Source organism: Acidianus ambivalens, assembly GCF_009729015.1.
GTDB lineage: Archaea > Thermoproteota > Thermoprotei_A > Sulfolobales > Sulfolobaceae > Acidianus > Acidianus ambivalens.
In genome coordinates this window covers 1,246,064-1,263,277 of the sequence record NZ_CP045482.1, presented here as the reverse complement: position 1 = coordinate 1,263,277, position 17,214 = coordinate 1,246,064, and the positions used below count along the sequence as shown (strand labels likewise).

General features: G+C 32.5%; 19 protein-coding genes. 9 read left to right on the top strand and 10 right to left on the bottom strand.

What is annotated here, in order from left to right:
• Nucleotides 1-46: 46 nt before the first annotated feature.
• From D1866_RS07390 to D1866_RS07375, 4 genes are all read right to left on the bottom strand, one after another.
• Nucleotides 47-820, bottom strand: coding sequence for a ParA family protein (locus tag D1866_RS07390; protein ID WP_152941565.1), 774 nt, complete (start codon nt 818-820; stop codon nt 47-49).
• Nucleotides 821-899: 79 nt separating this feature from the next.
• On the bottom strand, nt 900-1,142 hold the full coding sequence (locus D1866_RS07385; protein ID WP_152941567.1) for a hypothetical protein: 243 nt from the start codon (nt 1,140-1,142) through the stop codon (nt 900-902).
• A 279-nt stretch (nt 1,143-1,421) separates the two neighbouring features.
• Nucleotides 1,422-3,086, bottom strand: a complete 1,665-nt coding sequence (locus D1866_RS07380) for a hypothetical protein (RefSeq protein ID WP_152941569.1) — start codon at nt 3,084-3,086, stop codon at nt 1,422-1,424.
• Between the two features lie 60 nt (nt 3,087-3,146).
• Nucleotides 3,147-4,022, bottom strand: coding sequence for a transcription initiation factor IIB (locus D1866_RS07375; protein WP_013774903.1), 876 nt, complete (start codon nt 4,020-4,022; stop codon nt 3,147-3,149).
• Nucleotides 4,023-4,188: 166 nt separating this feature from the next.
• On the opposite strand from D1866_RS07375, the gene D1866_RS07370 reads away from it, so the two are divergent.
• A complete protein-coding gene (locus D1866_RS07370; RefSeq protein WP_152941571.1) occupies nt 4,189-4,593 on the top strand; it encodes a DUF3211 domain-containing protein in 405 nt (134 codons plus the stop codon).
• On the opposite strand, the gene D1866_RS07365 is transcribed toward D1866_RS07370, so the two are convergent.
• Nucleotides 4,594-4,872, bottom strand: coding sequence for a hypothetical protein (locus D1866_RS07365; protein WP_152941574.1), 279 nt, complete (start codon nt 4,870-4,872; stop codon nt 4,594-4,596). It abuts the gene before it with no gap.
• Nucleotides 4,873-5,139: 267 nt separating this feature from the next.
• On the opposite strand from D1866_RS07365, the gene D1866_RS07360 reads away from it, so the two are divergent.
• From D1866_RS07360 to D1866_RS13680, 3 genes are all read left to right on the top strand, one after another.
• On the top strand, nt 5,140-7,014 hold the full coding sequence (locus D1866_RS07360; protein ID WP_231136269.1) for a 2-oxoacid:ferredoxin oxidoreductase subunit alpha: 1,875 nt from the start codon (nt 5,140-5,142) through the stop codon (nt 7,012-7,014).
• Nucleotides 7,001-7,915, top strand: coding sequence for a 2-oxoacid:ferredoxin oxidoreductase subunit beta (locus D1866_RS07355; RefSeq protein ID WP_155861117.1), 915 nt, complete (start codon nt 7,001-7,003; stop codon nt 7,913-7,915). The genes D1866_RS07360 and D1866_RS07355 overlap by 14 nt, the downstream gene beginning before the upstream one ends.
• 315 nt (nt 7,916-8,230) lie before the next feature.
• The gene (locus D1866_RS13680; RefSeq protein ID WP_269199627.1) at nt 8,231-8,353 is read left to right on the top strand and encodes a hypothetical protein; all 123 of its coding nucleotides are present in this window, start codon (nt 8,231-8,233) and stop codon (nt 8,351-8,353) included.
• A gap of 24 nt (nt 8,354-8,377) precedes the next feature.
• Here D1866_RS13680 and D1866_RS07345 read toward each other — a convergent pair whose 3' ends face one another.
• The gene (locus D1866_RS07345; protein ID WP_152941576.1) at nt 8,378-9,742 is read right to left on the bottom strand and encodes a dihydrolipoyl dehydrogenase; all 1,365 of its coding nucleotides are present in this window, start codon (nt 9,740-9,742) and stop codon (nt 8,378-8,380) included.
• Between the two features lie 195 nt (nt 9,743-9,937).
• Between D1866_RS07345 and D1866_RS07340 the strand changes: the two genes are divergently transcribed.
• On the top strand, nt 9,938-11,560 hold the full coding sequence (locus D1866_RS07340) for an AAA family ATPase (protein ID WP_231136450.1): 1,623 nt from the start codon (nt 9,938-9,940) through the stop codon (nt 11,558-11,560).
• On the opposite strand, the gene D1866_RS07335 is transcribed toward D1866_RS07340, so the two are convergent.
• Both D1866_RS07335 and D1866_RS07330 read right to left on the bottom strand, forming a co-directional pair.
• Nucleotides 11,557-12,426: a hypothetical protein gene (locus tag D1866_RS07335; protein WP_152941580.1), complete on the bottom strand. Its 870-nt coding sequence runs from the start codon at nt 12,424-12,426 to the stop codon at nt 11,557-11,559. The genes D1866_RS07340 and D1866_RS07335 overlap by 4 nt on opposite strands.
• A 126-nt stretch (nt 12,427-12,552) precedes the next feature.
• Nucleotides 12,553-12,843: a hypothetical protein gene (locus tag D1866_RS07330; RefSeq protein ID WP_152941581.1), complete on the bottom strand. Its 291-nt coding sequence runs from the start codon at nt 12,841-12,843 to the stop codon at nt 12,553-12,555.
• A gap of 145 nt (nt 12,844-12,988) precedes the next feature.
• Here D1866_RS07330 and D1866_RS07325 point away from each other — a divergent pair, with 145 nt between their 5' ends.
• From D1866_RS07325 to thiI, 4 genes are read left to right on the top strand one after another with little or no spacing between them, the layout of a single operon-like run.
• A complete protein-coding gene (locus D1866_RS07325; protein ID WP_152941583.1) occupies nt 12,989-13,330 on the top strand; it encodes a ferritin family protein in 342 nt (113 codons plus the stop codon).
• Between the two features lie 19 nt (nt 13,331-13,349).
• Nucleotides 13,350-13,577, top strand: coding sequence for a hypothetical protein (locus tag D1866_RS07320; protein ID WP_152941585.1), 228 nt, complete (start codon nt 13,350-13,352; stop codon nt 13,575-13,577).
• Nucleotides 13,578-13,623: 46 nt separating this feature from the next.
• Nucleotides 13,624-13,986 (top strand): hypothetical protein, encoded by a 363-nt coding sequence (locus D1866_RS07315; protein ID WP_152941587.1) that lies wholly within the window; start codon nt 13,624-13,626, stop codon nt 13,984-13,986.
• A 45-nt stretch (nt 13,987-14,031) separates the two neighbouring features.
• Nucleotides 14,032-15,435, top strand: coding sequence for a tRNA uracil 4-sulfurtransferase ThiI (gene thiI, locus D1866_RS07310; protein ID WP_155861116.1), 1,404 nt, complete (start codon nt 14,032-14,034; stop codon nt 15,433-15,435).
• On the opposite strand, the gene D1866_RS07305 is transcribed toward thiI, so the two are convergent.
• Together D1866_RS07305 and D1866_RS07300 are read right to left on the bottom strand one after the other, a co-directional pair.
• Nucleotides 15,419-16,777, bottom strand: coding sequence for a tRNA uridine(34) 5-carboxymethylaminomethyl modification radical SAM/GNAT enzyme Elp3 (locus D1866_RS07305; protein ID WP_152942926.1), 1,359 nt, complete (start codon nt 16,775-16,777; stop codon nt 15,419-15,421). The genes thiI and D1866_RS07305 overlap by 17 nt on opposite strands.
• 84 nt (nt 16,778-16,861) lie before the next feature.
• Nucleotides 16,862-17,176, bottom strand: a complete 315-nt coding sequence (locus D1866_RS07300) for a hypothetical protein (RefSeq protein WP_152941589.1) — start codon at nt 17,174-17,176, stop codon at nt 16,862-16,864.
• Between the last annotated feature and the right edge of the window lie 38 nt (nt 17,177-17,214).

Genomic DNA, 17,214 nt, shown 5'->3' with positions numbered 1-17,214 from the left:
TGTTTTTGTAGAAATAATGGCGAATCTGTAAATTAAAATGAAGAGATTAGGCCATATTAATTCTATTTAGAAACTCGTCAACAAGATTATTGATTATGCTTCTAGTTCTTTCATAGTTAAGTAATCTATATACTGGAGGATATTTCCTTTTATCAGTAAATTTTAGATCATTTAGATCTCTTCTAACTGGAATTATTGTATTAAAATTAACTAAATCTAACGTTCCGTTAAATGGATATATCCTCTTTTTAACTTCATTAATCTTTTCGTCGGGTAAGGGCTTTAAAGCATCAATTATACCCAGATATGCTTGTTGGGCAAGCTCTTCTGGTTTAGTTTCAGCTATTATGATATTTCCTAAGTATTTTAAGTCCAAGTTAAAATATGACATCCATTGGAATATAGACTGAACTCCTTCTCTAAATTCCTTTATTTTAGCAGTGGATATTGTTGAGAGAATAAAATTGGAAAAACTAGCGGCATTCATAGAGACTATTGAAACACCAGGCTTAAAATCAATAAATACAAAGTCATAATTGGAAGTATTTATTTTAGTATCCTGCATCATCTTACTTAGAATGTTATAATTTAATGTAGAGAACGAGTATTCAAAGAATGGCAAAGATACTATATCTATATCTTGAAAAGAATTAATACCAGGATAAATATTTCTTTGCCTGACGAAGAAGCTAGTTATAAAAAGTTTAGGATCAAGGTCTATTATTAATACTTTCTTTCCTCTTTTAGACAGACCCATGGCTAGGAATGAGATAACATGCGACTTACCGTAACTGGGTAATGGTGCAAAAGTTATTATCACAGATTAGCATACTTCAAGAAGGAATTTAAATCTTCATCATAAAAATTTATCTAAATAGTTGTTTTTAATTACAATATTTCTAACTTCTCATAGTTATTGTTCTCAAAATGAATGATAAAGTGAATAAACCTAATGCAATAGCTACATAATTTACAGAATAAGCACCCTTAATAAATGCGGAGGCCCATATATCCAATAAAAATGGGAAAGATATTATCATAAGTACTATTGATATTTTATTAATTATTGATTTAATACTTTTATCTCTTTTTGTTGCTTTTTTATTTCCTCTTGTTTGTCTTCTTTTTTCTTGCTTTTTCATTCGCTTTATTAGATAACTTACTACCTAAAAAATCTTGTATTATTATGCCAATGATTCCAAAAAGAAGATAAAAATATGCAACATTACCTAAAGGTATAAAGAAAAATAAGGCTGAAAATATTAAATTTATTATGCCTAATATTATAAGAAATCTAAAATCAAATCTTAAAATTATAAATAAAATTAGAGTGATTAAAAAGAACATTAGTTGATCATAAGAACTAAGATAAACTGAAAAAGATGGAAATATTGACAAAAGAAATGAATATATATAATTTTTTACATCCTTTTTAGCCATATTACTGACCTCAATTTACTCCAACACAGTTTGGCTAATAGCCCAGATATTATTATTAATACTATGAAATCTACTATAATTAAATATTGGTTGATATAATAAGCTTCATTTATAGCCTCTCCATATCCGTTATTCATAGGTATTCCTAGATATCCGTTACAATCTCTAGCACCTTTCCATAAACCATAATAAGGTACTAATACTTTAGCAAACGTGGAGTTACCTATAACTATCACCTTACAAGGAGTAACTGTAACATTAAGTGGCTCTCCATTGGCTGAAAAAGCTATAGATTTAAAACATTCATTTTCGTACAAGTGAAACTTACCGCATGAGAATACTAGCTTAAAATTAGAGTAATTTGGAGTTTCATTACTAACTACTAGATAATATTTTATACCTTCATAAGCTAATTGCTTTGCATTAACACCAAATATTGAAAAAGATACTGGCAGTAAATTTGGAATAAGATTCTCATATTTATAAATAGAGTATAAATTGCATTCTAATAAAAACGTTTTATTTATTCCTATATAATAAAATCCTGGATGTTCATAAATAAATTTTTGCAATTTAAAAAACTCCTCGCATACAGCATAATTATTAGCATTAAATGTTAGTATAGCATAAGCAGTTACATGCTCTTGCGTATACAAGTTAATGCAAGGCATATTTGCCAAGCTCATTAAAAATAGAATAAAGAAAATATATTTCCATGATTTTAAAAACGCAAAGGAGATCACAACTAATCCTGAAATAAAAAGAATAAACTTCTGTTGAAATGATTGAAATATTAAAAATATTGCATTTATAAGAGGTATGTTAGGAATTTTTACAAAGACTACAAGCCAGGACAACAAAAGTATTAGAGATACTGAAACTATAGCTGAAGGTATCTTATACTTTTTAATGAAAAGATAGATTGAAAATATTCCTAAATAAAAAGAAATATAATACATTTCTTTAACATATAATGGTATATAATGAGCGCTCGTTATATTTAACGAAGGGACAACTATCTCGTAAACTAAAACTTCGTAATTTACCAGAGATAAAAAGGATAACGCCGAAGATGCCAGGGAGGCTAAAAGAAATTTTATCTTATTACTAGCAAAAAATAATATGGGCAATAGAAATATAAAATCTAGAATAAAAGACTCAAAATATATCCAATTTGCAACTATTAATACTAAAGATAAAATCAGAAAATTTTTTAAATTAATATTTTTTGCTAGTCGATAACCCAATAGAAATACTAAAGGACCAAAGGCATAAGACATTAATATACTCGGTGCATCTCCTACATAAAGAATAAGTGCCGTGCCTGGGTTAAGCATAAAAAGAAATGATAAAATCCACTTTTTCCATTCTATCAAATTAAAATATGATGACATTACATAAAATAAAGTAGTGCCTAAAATAAAAGGCAATACTGTAAATATTTTCTCTGGCGAATTCCACCAAATTGAATTAAGAAAATTGTAAAAATATGAGAAAGGTGTAGGAATAGAAAACAAATATTGCCTATAGTATAGGTAACTTGGCTCAGTATCTAGCAAGGAAAAAGCATTAACCTCAAATAAAGTCCTAAACACTATCAAATAGAAAGCTAACGTAACTACGAAGAATAAATAAAACCTTCGCATATGAGAAATTAGATGTTCTCGTTATAAATCTTAAGCAAATACTTGATTACATAAAAATATTCAATTTATACCTTCTATATCTATTCCTAACTCCCTAGCAATTTCCCTATACCTATTCCTTATAGTTACTTGCGTTACTCCAGACACTTCTGAGATCTCTCTTTGAGATCTCCTTTCTCCGTTAATGTTTGCAGCTATATATACTGCCGCCGCTGCAATACTTGCAGGATCTTTACCAGAAGTTATTCCAGCTTTCTTAGCTCTCTCCACAATCTCCGTAGCCGCAGTCATTACTTTACCACTAAGTCCTAATAATGAAGCTATCTTCATTACATAGTACTTAGGATCGCTTGCAGGAACTTCTGTAACGTCTTCCCTTAATAATAATCTATAAGCCTTTCCTATCTCTTTCTTATTAGCAGAAGTAGCTTTGCTTATTTCGTCTAAAGTTGTCGGAATATTCATCTTTCTACAAGCTGCGTAAACTGATGCTGCAACTACTTCTTCTATGCTTCTACCTTTTATTAGCTTTTTCTCTAGTGCTTTTCTATAAATTATTGCAGCTTCTTCTTTCACTGCCTTTGGTAATCCTAAATTGTCTATTATTCTCTCTAGTATTGTCATAGCCTTAACTAAGTTCCTCTGTTCTGAAGTACCTACCCTAGATCTTATCTGTAATTTCCTCAATCTCATGGCTTTTATTCTATCCTTTGCCCTTGTATCCATATAGGTTGAAAGACCCATATCATGAACTGCTAAGTTAATTGTACCAGCTCTGCTTCTTTCTCTGTTCTCTTCTTCTGTATAAGCTCTCCACTCTGGTCCTTGGTCTACAACTTTATCCTCTAGCACTTCTCCCGTCTCTGTACAGATGTACTCTCCCCTGTTAGCATCAAAGACTATTTTGTCCTTTGGACATATTACTTCACTACTCATACTGGTCACGAATTTACATATATTGTCTTTCTAGTTAATAAAGTTTTCTTTATAAAATGTAATCATGAATTTAATGTTGAAAGAAGATAATATTCGATATATTTTATTTAATGATAAAATAGCACACATTTATAACCTTTAGGCTTAAATTTTATAATGATGAAGCATGAGAATTGTTGCTGAAATACAAACTAAGCATGAAAGTAATGCGTTGTTAGTAGTTCTTTCTGATCCTTCATTCGTATTACCTAATTTATTCCCTCCAATTAAGGAAGTTAAAACAAGTGAAGGAAAATACACTTGTAAAGGAAAATTCCTAGGAACTCCTTTTGAGATAGTTGGCAATTATTATTCCTCAACTGAGGGAAGAATAAAATATGTCTTTACAATAAATAAAGGCGGAACTGGAAATTTGGAGTTTTTGATTGAGCAAGGAAAGGTTACATTGATATTCGACTATGATGGATGGTTTGAAAAAATCTCTAGATTATTTATATCTAGGTGGATCAATGACTTTAAGAAAAATTTTGAGGAAAAAGTTAGGTTAAAAAGAATTGAAAGTAAAATTTAATCAAGCAATAGCCTCTATATGAATAAATAGCAACATAGACGTTAAGGCCACTATAATTTTCTCTGTGGATTCTTTACTAATTATAGTGCTTTTCTCCTTCAGTTTTACACGCCTCTTCCCTATACTTAGTTCTCCTTCACCCTTGTGTACTATTAAAGATAACTCCTGGTTTTTCTTAAAGACCATTTTCTCTCCTGGTTTCATATACATTATCATATCTGCTGCATTTTTTGAAATAAACATATCATTTTTTATTGAAATTAATTCTTGGTACTTCATAGGTGCTAACTACTTTCACGGGTATATTTATTTTTCCCAGAGTGAGGCTTGAAAGTGATAAAGTCTCCTAAGATCTATGATAGAAATTTTTCAGAAATTTCCAGATAATACCATCTTAAGTTTTTACAATGTTTATGATACGAATTAAATATTACGCATTCAATATTATTTTAACTTTCTATTAAAGGCACCAATTAACTTTGTTAAAATACTCATTTATAAAATTACGTGAGAGCATTTTATATTCTACCTTCGAGAATTTATAATATGTCACGATATTCTTGGATGATAGGAGGAGCACAAGGTTTAGGAGTAGATACTTCGGCAACCATTTTTGGAAATGCGGTAGCAAGAGCTGGTTACTATCTTTATGGTAATAGAGAGTACTATTCCAATATTAAAGGTAGACATTCGTATTTTCAAGTAGTATTTAGTGAAAAGCCTCTGCATAGCATTTCCTCGACTGTAAACGTGTTAGCAACATTTGACGCAGAAACAATCTTCCAACATTTCACGGAAGTTACTGATTTTATTATTTATGACAAAGGAGTGGAAGGAACAAATTTAGACATGGTCAGATCTATGGAACCAGAAATAGCTGAACATGTAAGGGAATTATTATCTAAAAACGGATTAGGAGATACAGTAAAAGACGTCATATCTTACCTTGAAAAAAAGGGAGTAAAAGCCATACCGATCAATTATCTAGAGTTATTAAAGAGAGTAGCCGACGCATATAAATTACCTTTGTCGGTAGTTGAAAGAGCAAAGAATATCATAGCTGTAGCTGCTTCTATATCTCTCTTTGGTTTTAAATTAGATTACTTAAAACAAGCAATATCTTCTCTATTTAAGAACGATCTTTTTATTAAATTCAATACAATGGCAGCTGAATTGGGATATAGCTTAACGGAGAACCATTATAAATTGCCAGAAATTCCTGTTTCAAAACCCAGAATACAGGTTGATGGAAATACAATATCTGCAATAGGAAAACTAGCTGCGGGTCTTAGATTCCAATCTTATTATCCTATTACTCCAGCAAGCGACGAAAGTACATATATCGAGGCTAATCAAAATCTAGATATGATAGTCGAGGCAGGCGAATTAAGAAAAGGAGGTGCAGTTGTTGTTCAAGCAGAAGATGAATTAGCAGCAATAAATATGGCTGTAGGTGCAACATTAACTGGAGCTAGAGCAGCTACTGCAACTTCTGGTCCCGGCTTTGCTTTAATGGCTGAAGGAATAAGCTGGGCTGGAATGAACGAGGCACCAGTAGTTATAACATATTATATGAGAGGTGCGCCATCAACAGGTTTACCAACAAGATCTGGCCAAGGAGATTTAAAATTTGCACTTAACGTTGGCCATGGAGAATTTCCTAGGATAGTCATAGCTTCAGGCGATCATGAGGAAATTTTCTGGGATGCCGTTTGGGCTTTCAATTTAGCTGAAAAGTATCAAACGCCGGTAATTCATATTATTGAGAAAACATTAGCTAATGCATATTCGGTATTTGATGAAGATCATATATTAGGTAAGAAAATTCCTATAGAAAGAGGAAAAATAGTAAAACCTAGCGGAGACTTTTTCAGAAGGTTTGAAATAACAGAAGATGGAATTTCTCCTAGAGCTTTCTTAGGAGAGGCAAGCATGTTTTATGCAGGAGACGAACATAATGAGGAAGGACATATAACTGAAGGAACAGAAAATAGGATAAAAATGTATGAAAAGAGAATGAAGAAATTAGAAACTGCGGATAAAGAAATACCAGAGGAGCAAAGAGTCAACGTTGTAGGAGATGGAAATATAGTGCTATTAACTTGGGGCTCTCCTAAGGGAGCAATAATAGATGCTATGGACGAATTAAAAGATGTAATGATGATTCAAGTGAAAATGTTTAATCCCTATCCAAAGAACTTGATGAGAAAGTTGCTTCAAGGAAAGAGTAAGATAATAGCTGTTGAGAATAATTATGAGGCACAAGGTGCTCAAATACTTACAGAAAATACTGGCATATTTCCAACTAATTACATATTAAAATGGACGGGAAGAGCTATAACTAGGGAAGAAATAATTGAAGGTGTAAAACAAATTGTTGAAAAAGGAGAAAAGAGGGTGGTGTTAAGTGCAGGAGCATAAACCTGTATTCGTAGATTGGTGCCCAGGTTGTGGAAACTTTGGAATATTAAGAGCAGAAGAAATGGCAATAAAGGAACTAGGGATAGATCCTAAAAAAGTTATAGTAGTATCTGGAATAGGTTGCTCGGGTAAGATACCTCACTTTATACAGTTACCTATAGGAGGAGTACACACATTACACGGAAGGTCTATAGCTTATGCCACCGGAATAAAATTATCTAATCCATCATTGGAAGTAATTGTAAACATAGGAGACGGTGATGGACTAGGTATAGGAATGGGGCATTTTGTTCATGCTGGCAGAAGAAATATTGATATGACAGTAATAGTTCACGACAATGGAGTTTACGGATTAACAAAAGGTCAAGCGTCACCCACTCTTCATAGAGGTTTAAAAACTAAGTCGTTACCTAGACCAAATATAAACGACGCTGTAAATCCAATTTCAGTAGCATTATCTGCGGGATACACTTTTGTTGCAAGAGGATATGCCTACGATGTAATGCACCTTAAAGATCTAATAGTTAAAGCAATTAAGCATAAAGGGTTAGCATTTATAGATGTTTTACAACCTTGTCCGACATATAATGATATAAATACTAAGGAATGGTACGATAAAAGAATTTACAAATTAGATAACGATCCTACTTGGGATCCTAAAGTAAAGAGCGAGGCAGATCAACAAACAAAGTTTGAGAGAGCTATGTTAAAAGCACTCGAATGGGGAGACAAAATACCTATTGGAGTATTTTATGAGAACGAGCTAGTTCCAACATTTGAAGAAAGAATAATGCAAAATATACCTAACTACTTAGATTATTATCCTGCAAAACAAGAAATAGAGAAAAATGGAGAATCTACCACTAAAATCGATGAGCTGATAAAAGCAAAAAGAGTTTAACGGAGTTTTTCGAGTTTAGCGTATTTTTTCCGTTTAAACTTTTATAACTTTTTAAATCAATGTAATATCATGTCTCAACTTTCTATTCTCCAAATAGCTAAAATGCAAGAAAAATAAAGAGAAGAAACAATGGGTAAATTGTTCCAACAATTACTTCAGATGAAAGATGAGGATAAGATAAACGCTCTAAAAGATCTAATACGAGAAATGGCAGAAAAGGCTACCGATTAAGAATATCTAAATTTATGCAAAACTAACCTTAAGTTAGCTTCAACATTACCTGATGACGTCCTAAAAGCTTTTATACAGTTAAGAATGCAAGCCTCTTCTCAATTACCTAAAGACTTGCACGATAGAGACATGAAATTATTAACTAAGGCCTTAGGAGAAGTGGATACGCAAATAAGAGAAAAAATAACCAGAAACATGCCAAAATAAATGAAAAATTTTCTTCTTTTCGTATCAAAATATGCTCCTTGCTGCATAACTTATGCTTTCATTTGACATTGGATGCTGATCTGCATAATTAGCCATTTGCCTAGCTGTTAGTCCATTAGCTACTGCAGTGCCTATTTCGTTTATCATAGTTGGCGCATCTATTCCTATTATCCAACCTCCAATTATTCTTAAAGATCCTCTTTCAAAGAACAGTCTAACTTCTCCTTCGGCTTCATCATACATTTGCGCTCTTGAATCTTTACTCAAGGGATATGATGCTTCTATTATGTCTATTCCTCTCCTTTTTGCCTCCTCTGGTAATATTCCTACATAAGCAATAGAAGGAATTGTAAAAACGGAAATTGGCACGCTTTGGAAATCCATATAATCTATTGGCGTACCCGCAAGTATATTATGAGCAGAGACTAAAGATTGCCTAACTGCTGAATGGAAGAACATTGATCTACCATTCACGTCGCCCGGTGCATAAATGTTTTTAACACTAGTTACTATTGTTTCATCAACCATTATCCCTGTTTTACCTATTGCCAAACCCAATTTTTCAGTCCCTTTAGGATATACTGGTCTTCTACCAGTAGCTAACATAACTAAATCTGCGGAAATTTCCTTTTTCTCTGATTTCTCGGAATATATTACTTTATATTCATCTTTATCTCCAATCTTCTGAACTTCTATAACTGGGGAGTTAAACCTTATATCAATGTTCTTATCCAACATTGAAAGTAATGAGGACACGAGTCTACTATCCAATCCTCTAAGTACTCTATCTGACCTAACTAATACATGAACCTTAGTACCTAAGGCATTCATAATAGAGGCGGTTTCTAAAGCAATATAACCTCCTCCAATTATTACCATTTCTTTAGGTAATTTTCTTATCGAAGTCTTATATTTATAAAGATCGTCACTAGTTATACAATATTCTGAACCTGGAAATTTTGGTTTAAAAGGCTCACTTCCAGTAGCTAAAATTAGGTATTTATACTCTACCTGCACATCTCCTTTCTCATCTTTGATTACTGCATGATGATTATCTATAATCTCTACTTCTCCTTTATAAAATTCTACAGAAGATTCTGCCAATTCTTGTTTATGTTGCTTAAACCTAGTTTCTTGAACAAAGTCTTTGTGATCTTGGGCTTTCTCAAAGGATATTGTCTCATTAAATCCTAGTAATTTCTTAGCTCTTACGTACAGATGGGCTAATTCTCTCAGTGTCTTAGAAGGCACACAACCCTGATATAAGCAATTACCTCCTAGTTCTCCTTTGGGATCAGCCATTACTACCTTTAATCCGGCTTTATCTAATCTAAATGCTGCTGGATAGCCTGCACCACCTGCTCCCGCTATCAAAACATCTACTATCATATGTCAATTACAAAGTTAAGATTAAAAAGAATTTTTATGCATTAAGAATTTAGATGACTCTATATTTAAAAATAATACGCAAGGTTTATCGCCTTTGAAAAGTATATGGAATTTGTGAGTGTCTCTGAAGCCCTTCAATTAGCAATAGAAATCCTTCAGATATTATTCTTCATAGTGCCTTTTCTATTCTTCCTAATGATGATGAGAGCTAATAGAATAGCTAATAGGCATAAGAAAGTTGTTAGCTACATACCAAGTACAAGGTTAGAAGATCTATACGATTTAAAAGACGTAAAGAAGAGGCTTGAAGAAATTGCCGAAGAGGTCAAAAAAGGTAAAACCTACGGTGTAATACTTTTTGGGCCTCCAGGAACGGGTAAAACAAGCCTATCGAAAGCCATCGCAAATAAATTAGGCTGGAATTTCTTTCAGTTAAATGCATCAGATATATTGAGTAAATGGTACGGAGAAAGTGAAATTTTACTAACTTCCTTCCTTGATAAAGTTGAATCAAATCAGCCTGCAGTACTTTTCATCGACGAAATAGATAGTTTTACAATGAGCAGAGAGGACGATGTACATGAGGTAACTCATAGGCTGATAAATATTCTATTAAATAGAATCCAAGAATTCCATGATAAAGGAGATAAAATACTCATAATAGGTACTACTAACTTGCCTCAAGAAATCGACGAGGCCTTCCTTAGGCCGGGAAGATTTGATGAGATAATTTATGTTCCTTTACCCGATGAAGAAGGAAGAGAAGAAATATGGAAAGGATATATCAAAGATCCTAATATAGATTACAAACTCTTAGCTAAGAGATCGGAAAGATTTTCTCCAGCAGATATTAAATTAATAGTAGATGAAGTTAAATCAAAAATTCAAAGTCCTACAACTGAAGATTACCTAAAATTCATTGAGAACTTTAAACCATCGGTAAAAATTTCTACATTAATAAAATTCGAGAATTTAGCCAAGAAATACTCTAGGGAGAAAATGATAGATAAACCATTTGGAGTACCAGATATTACTTGGGACGATTTAGGAGACTTAGAAAAAGTTAAGGAAATAATAAGAGAATCTGTTGAGTTACCAATAAAAAATAGAGAATTTGCTGAAAAATTGGGAATAAAACCAGTAAAAGGAATCTTACTTTATGGACCTCCAGGGACGGGAAAAACAAGCATTGCAAAAGCTATGGCAAATGAATTAAAAGCGTCTTTCATAATTTTATCTGGAGAAGAATTCGCCTCAGCGCAGATAAGAGCACCAGAAGTAATAGCGGAAAAGTTTAACATTGCTAGAGACAATTCTCCTGCAGTGATATTCATTGATGAAATAGATATGATAGCAAAGAATAGAATGTTTAATGAATGGAGAAATGCATTAACTGAGCTTTTAACTCAAATAGATGGAATAAGGGAAACTGACGACATTATACTAGTTGGGGCAACTAATAGACCGTGGGATTTAGACCCAGCAATTTTAAGGCCAGGAAGAATTGATAAATTAATTTACGTACCGCCTCCAGATTACGAAGGAAGAATTAAAGTTCTTAAAGTATTAACTAAAGGCTTAGAAGTTGATGAAAAAACAATAGAGGAAGTTGCTAGAATTACAGAAAACTATACACCAGCAGACTTGAAACTGGTTGTAGATGAGATAAGAAGAAATCTACTTAAGGAAGCTTCAATTACGAATGTGCTTAGAATTAAAGTTAATATTGATGATTTTAAAAAGGTTCTAGACAAGGTTAAACCTAGTGTAACAAAAGAAGAACTAAAAATGTATGAAAGTTTTAAAGCTAGATTTTAAGCGTGTAATAAAATAGATATTGGCACTAAGGAATACATAGATAGTAACACTATACTTTCCTTTATAGATAGATTATTATTATTAAATAATATGAACATCGTCACACTAACTAGTATTAAAGCTAGAAGAGAGTAATTAATACCTATAAATACTCCTTCAAATCCTCCTAGAAGTCCAGCTAAACTTAACGTGAATGCGCTCAGAATTATGGTCTCAACTATAAAACTCAAAGTCATTTGAGGCCCTAATTCTGGACTTGATAAGCTTCCCTTTATTGCCACTATTATATCTTGTATATTAAGTACAATAGGGAATAAGAAGATCGTGAATGTCCACGAAGGCAAGAATTTTGAGGACATGAAAACTAAATTATTTGAAGCGATCCAAAGAATCATAATTCCAGAAAGCATGAAAAGCAAAGATCTTACTGAGAACTTGACCTCATGAAGTCTAAGTATTAAATAATAACTCAGTATAAAAAGTGATATAATACCTATTTCTAGGTTTATTTTTTGTAGAATAAAAATTGATAATAAAATACCCATTATTACTAGAATAATTCTTCTTTCTTCGAAATTAACTATACTAATTCTTCTCTTTCTCCATTTTAGAAAAACTGAGACATTTACTATTGCAACACCTAGAGTATAAATTGTGAGAGCGGTTATAAAAAATGAGGATAAGGCCAAATAAAAATTCTTATGAAATAGTAAATTACTTAAAACTATCAATTCTGGTAGCACTGAAAGAGCACCAAGCATGAAACCTTGGTGTATTATTTCTTTACCTCCTTTTACAATTAGCTCGCTCCCTATGTAAAAGCCTAGAATAGATAATATCGCTTCTATAAGGTAATACACAAACACAATAATATATTTATAAACATTATCCTATAAGCTTTTCATAAATCATGGGCTAAAAATATAAAAATATGAGGTTATACGTTTTTAAATATTTAATAATTTAACTAAAACAAAATTAAAAATGTAAAGCTAAGTTAGGAGTAAATCTTGAATGTGTTCAAGTTGATTTTTAATTCTCTTGTATTTTTGAGAAAGGATCGAGAGAGAAATTAATACTACTCCAAATTCACCCTTTATAGTGATAGTATCATCATAAGAAATATAATCTTTTTGAATCACTTTCTTAAGAATTTTAAGTTCTTTTCTCAATCTTAATAAGTCCTTTCTAGCACTTCTATTTGAAACTGCTAAAGCACTAATATAATAAATAGCGTCATTAATCCTCTTTTGCAAGTCTTTATCAAAAACTGTAATCTCCATTTATATCGTATATATTTTTGCATCGTACATTATAACTCTTTTCCAAATATATTTTAACAAAAGTACATCCCAAGCATCTTAGATATTTACGAGTGAAAAATGATATTTAATAAAAGTATTTTTTATCTAGAAAAAAGATCTACCTATGGATAAGTATCTATTAGCATTACTTGGCGAAGCAGGAGCTTCTGGATTAGCTAGAGCGTATTATGTCAGATATAAGACAACGCATTTTAAAGAAGCGTTTGAGGACGAGCAATCTCATTGGAATTATTTTAGAAAATATAGAAGATCTATCCTAGAAAAGCCAACTTATTATACACTTTTCATATTTGGGATTTTAACTTCATTACTTGGATATAATGCCGTTAAAAAGGTAATACGATTCGTGGAAACTAATGCAATTAGATTTTATGAGAAAAATTTTGTAATTGAAGGAGAGCTAAAGAAAATATTAGAGGAAGAGAAAAAGCATATGAATGTATAGCATTATAACATATAGTGTTATGACTAGAATACTCAGCATAAAAGATACACCAGGGGGTAGGATAATAGAGGGCCTAGTACCGGCTAAGTGTATTGTAGGATTCCATAAAGTGAGGATAAAAGTCGTAAATAGCAAAATGGTTGAGAGCGAATGTAGTTGTGGAAGTACTCTTTGTCCTCATGCAGTAAAGTTATATTTATTTTATATGACTCATGTAAAAAGAAACGAGAATTCTGTAAAAAGATGATTTTAGACAATAATACTTAAATTTCTCTATCCATAAATCGTATCAGATGAAAATTAATGATTTAACTAGAATTATCGAGGACTTAGGCTTTCATATAGAGAGAATAGAAAATATAGAGAGAGGGATAAGAATTTTTATAAAAGAGAATTTTTATATTGATATAATAGAAGAAAATAATGAGTGGATTTTATATTATGTAAGGAAAGTAGATTGTAAAAATCTCCATCTAATAAGAGAAAAAATAAAGAAAAGAAACCAAGAAATATTAAACAGAGGTTATATTACTGGTATATGCTTTTTGTCCAATTCATGTAATGTAGTAGTAGTTAAGAAATTAAAGAACGGAAAAGACGAAAAATTATGGGACGAATACTTTAATATGATTAAGGTAGCGGACTTAGTAACATGAAAATATTTGAGAAAATCGTTTTAAGTTCAACACGAAGTTTAACAAGTGAAACTTCTAATAGTAAGATATGATGAAATAGGGGTAAAGAGCGATATAGTAAGGAAAAAATTAGAGAAGTTACTAATTGATAATTTAAAAGCTTCTGCAAGTTATTTCAATTGTGGCGAGGTAAAAGCTGAAAAAGGACAAGGTAGAATTTACCTTTATGGCAATATAGATTGCCTAAAAATTTCGTCATCTAAAGTATTTGGGGTAAAATCTGTAAGTCCTGCCGAGAAAATAACTTTCCAAAATTTAAATGAGATTATAGATTTTGCTGAAAAATTATGGAAGAATAAAATTGAAGGAAAAAGATTTGCAATAAGGGTTAGAAGAGTAGGAAAACACGATTTTACTTCAATAGAAGCTGCAGCAAGAATTGCCGATAGATTTAACGGCAAAGTAGACTTAGAAAATCCAGAAGTAGAGGTATTCGTAGAGATAAGACAAAATGAGGCTTATTTTTACGACGAGATTATTAAAGGACCAGGAGGATTACCCCTAGGATCTGAAGGAAAAGCCTTAGCTTTAGTGTCCGGAGGAATAGATTCTCCTGTAGCTTCATGGATGATAATGAAAAGAGGTGTAGCGTTAGATATTCTGCATTGTAATATCTCAGGACCTAATAATCTATCCTCGATCATGAAAGTAATAGATAAGATAAAAGAATGGTCACAAGGTTACACTCCTAGAGTTTTCATAGTAGATTGTGGAAAAATAATGGAAGCTATAATGAAGAAAGTGGACATTAGACTCTGGTCAGTGGCATTTAAAAGAGCACTCTACTTGATAGCAATCAATTACGCAGATAAGATAGGAGCTAAAGCAATAGTTACAGGAGAATCTTTAGGTCAAGTTTCTTCTCAAACACTTTCTGTTCTCAGTGGGCTTCAGCACAAAATAGACCTACTCTTTCTTAGACCTCTAATAGGCTTTGATAAGGACGAGATAGTAAAATTAGCTAGAGAAATAGGGACATTCGAGCTTTCAACAAAGGTTCCAGAATATTGTGCTTTATTCTCTCATAAGCCTAGAACTAAAGTAACAATTGAAGAAATAGAAAAAATAGATGAAGCACTAAAAGAAGCTGTTGAGGAGACTCTTAAAGAAAGCGAACAAATGCAGACTGAGAATTATAACGTTCAGATATATCTCGACAAATTACCTACATCATTACAAAATACAGTTATCATTGACCTTAGAAAAGAAGAGGAATACGAGAAAATTCATCTACCCAATGCCATAAGACTTGATCCTTGGGAAGTTATGGATTTTGTTCTAAAAACGGGTAAAGATAAGACATATATCTTATATTGCGAGAAAGGAGTAGTTAGCGGAGACCTTGCATATAGACTCAAAAAGATGGGATATAATGCATTCGCATTAAAGAATCCTACGCTAACTGCTTAGCCATATATGGCCCATACCTTATGTACCCTTTTTGTCTATAATACTCCCTTACTCCAATGCCAGAAAGAACGAGAATCTTTTTAGCGTCAAATTCCTCTAATGAAATTCTTTCAGCTTCTTTGAGTAAAGCAGAACCGTAACCCTTATGTTGATAAGCTTCATCTTTCTTTTCACCTATAGGTACTTCTTCTCCATATACGTGCAATTCTCTAACAATTGTTGTCTTCTCATCAATTTCTTTCCTATGCGAATTCCCTGGTTTCCTTAACCTCAGATAGCCTATTATAAGTCCATTATCGCTCTCGAATGATAAGAAAACTTCTGTACCTCCACTTGCCTCGTAAATTTCTTTATGTAGGGATATTCTATCGGGTTTTATCTTCCTATGTAGCCAGGCAACTCCAACTTCCCTATACCTTATTTCTTTAATTTCTATTCCCTTTTCTTCAGCTCTTTTCTCAACTAGTTCTCTTAAATTTCCCTTCTTATTTCCTGCCAATATAATGTTTGCTGGGATATCTCTCTGTATTCTCATAATCCTTACCCACTTTGGTATGTAACGGTACGCCTCAGAAATTATTTCAACTAAAGTATCAGTATCATAAGGAGTATACAATCCTCTTTTCCATAACTCTGCTAAGGGAGCAGTTTCAACTACGAGAGTAGGGTAAATTTTTAACATATCAGGCATAAAATCTGGATTAGTAAAAATTTCTTTTATCGTCTCTAAATCCTTATCTGGATCAGCTCCAGGTAAGCCTAACATTATATGATACACTATCTTAAATCCTGAGTCTTTTAATATTCTAGTAGATTCGATACTATCCTTAACTGTATGTCCTCTATTGACCTTCTTAAGTATATCGTCATAAATTGTTTGAACTCCCAACTCAACTTTAGTTGCACCGAGCCTAAGCATTTGGTTAGCATGCCATTCCTTGCTCCAATCAGGTTTAGTTTCTATAGTCATTCCAACGCATCTAATTTGAGCAGTCTCATTTCTTAGTTGCGCTTCCTCTAGATACACAAATTTGCCTCTCTCTTTCTTTTTAGGGAAATTATTCATTGCCTCTAATGCGTTAGTAACAAACCAATCTTGGTAATCTAAAGGCAAAGAAAGAAACGTCCCACCCATTATAATTAATTCTACCTTATTAGGAAAGTGGCCATTCTCAAAGTATTGCTCTAGTCTAGATCTGACCTGGCAATAGGGATCAAAATTATTCTCTATAGCTCTCATCAATGTAGGTTCTCTACCATAATAACTTTGAGGAGTATTGTACTCAACTCCTCCAGGGCAAAAAATACACTTACCATGAGGGCACCTATGTGGATGAGTCATTATAGAAACTGGAGCTACGCCAGAAATCGTCCTAACTGGTTTTTTAAGCACAAAGAAAAATGTTTATATTCAAAATAAAATATCTTATTCTCTCTCATACCATTTCTTTCTCTTCTCTTTCTTACTTGTTTTGGGAAGTATTTGCGTTGAATCCTTTAGTAATTCATATTCCTTTATCCTAGCCAAAGCCTCCTTAGGCGCGGTAACTCCTTTCAACATCTCAGCTAATCCTTTCTCACCAATGTAGTTCAGCCAAGAAACTATGTGGCCCTCCCTTAGATGGTATTCTAATGCAGCAGGATCTTCTTTAGATAGCCTTTCCATCTCTTTCTCTAATTCCTTAACGTCGTGTGCAATGCCTATTACTCTATCATACGATTTAAAATAGAATGGTTCCATATGCATTCGCTTATAGACTTAAAATATATAAGCATTGG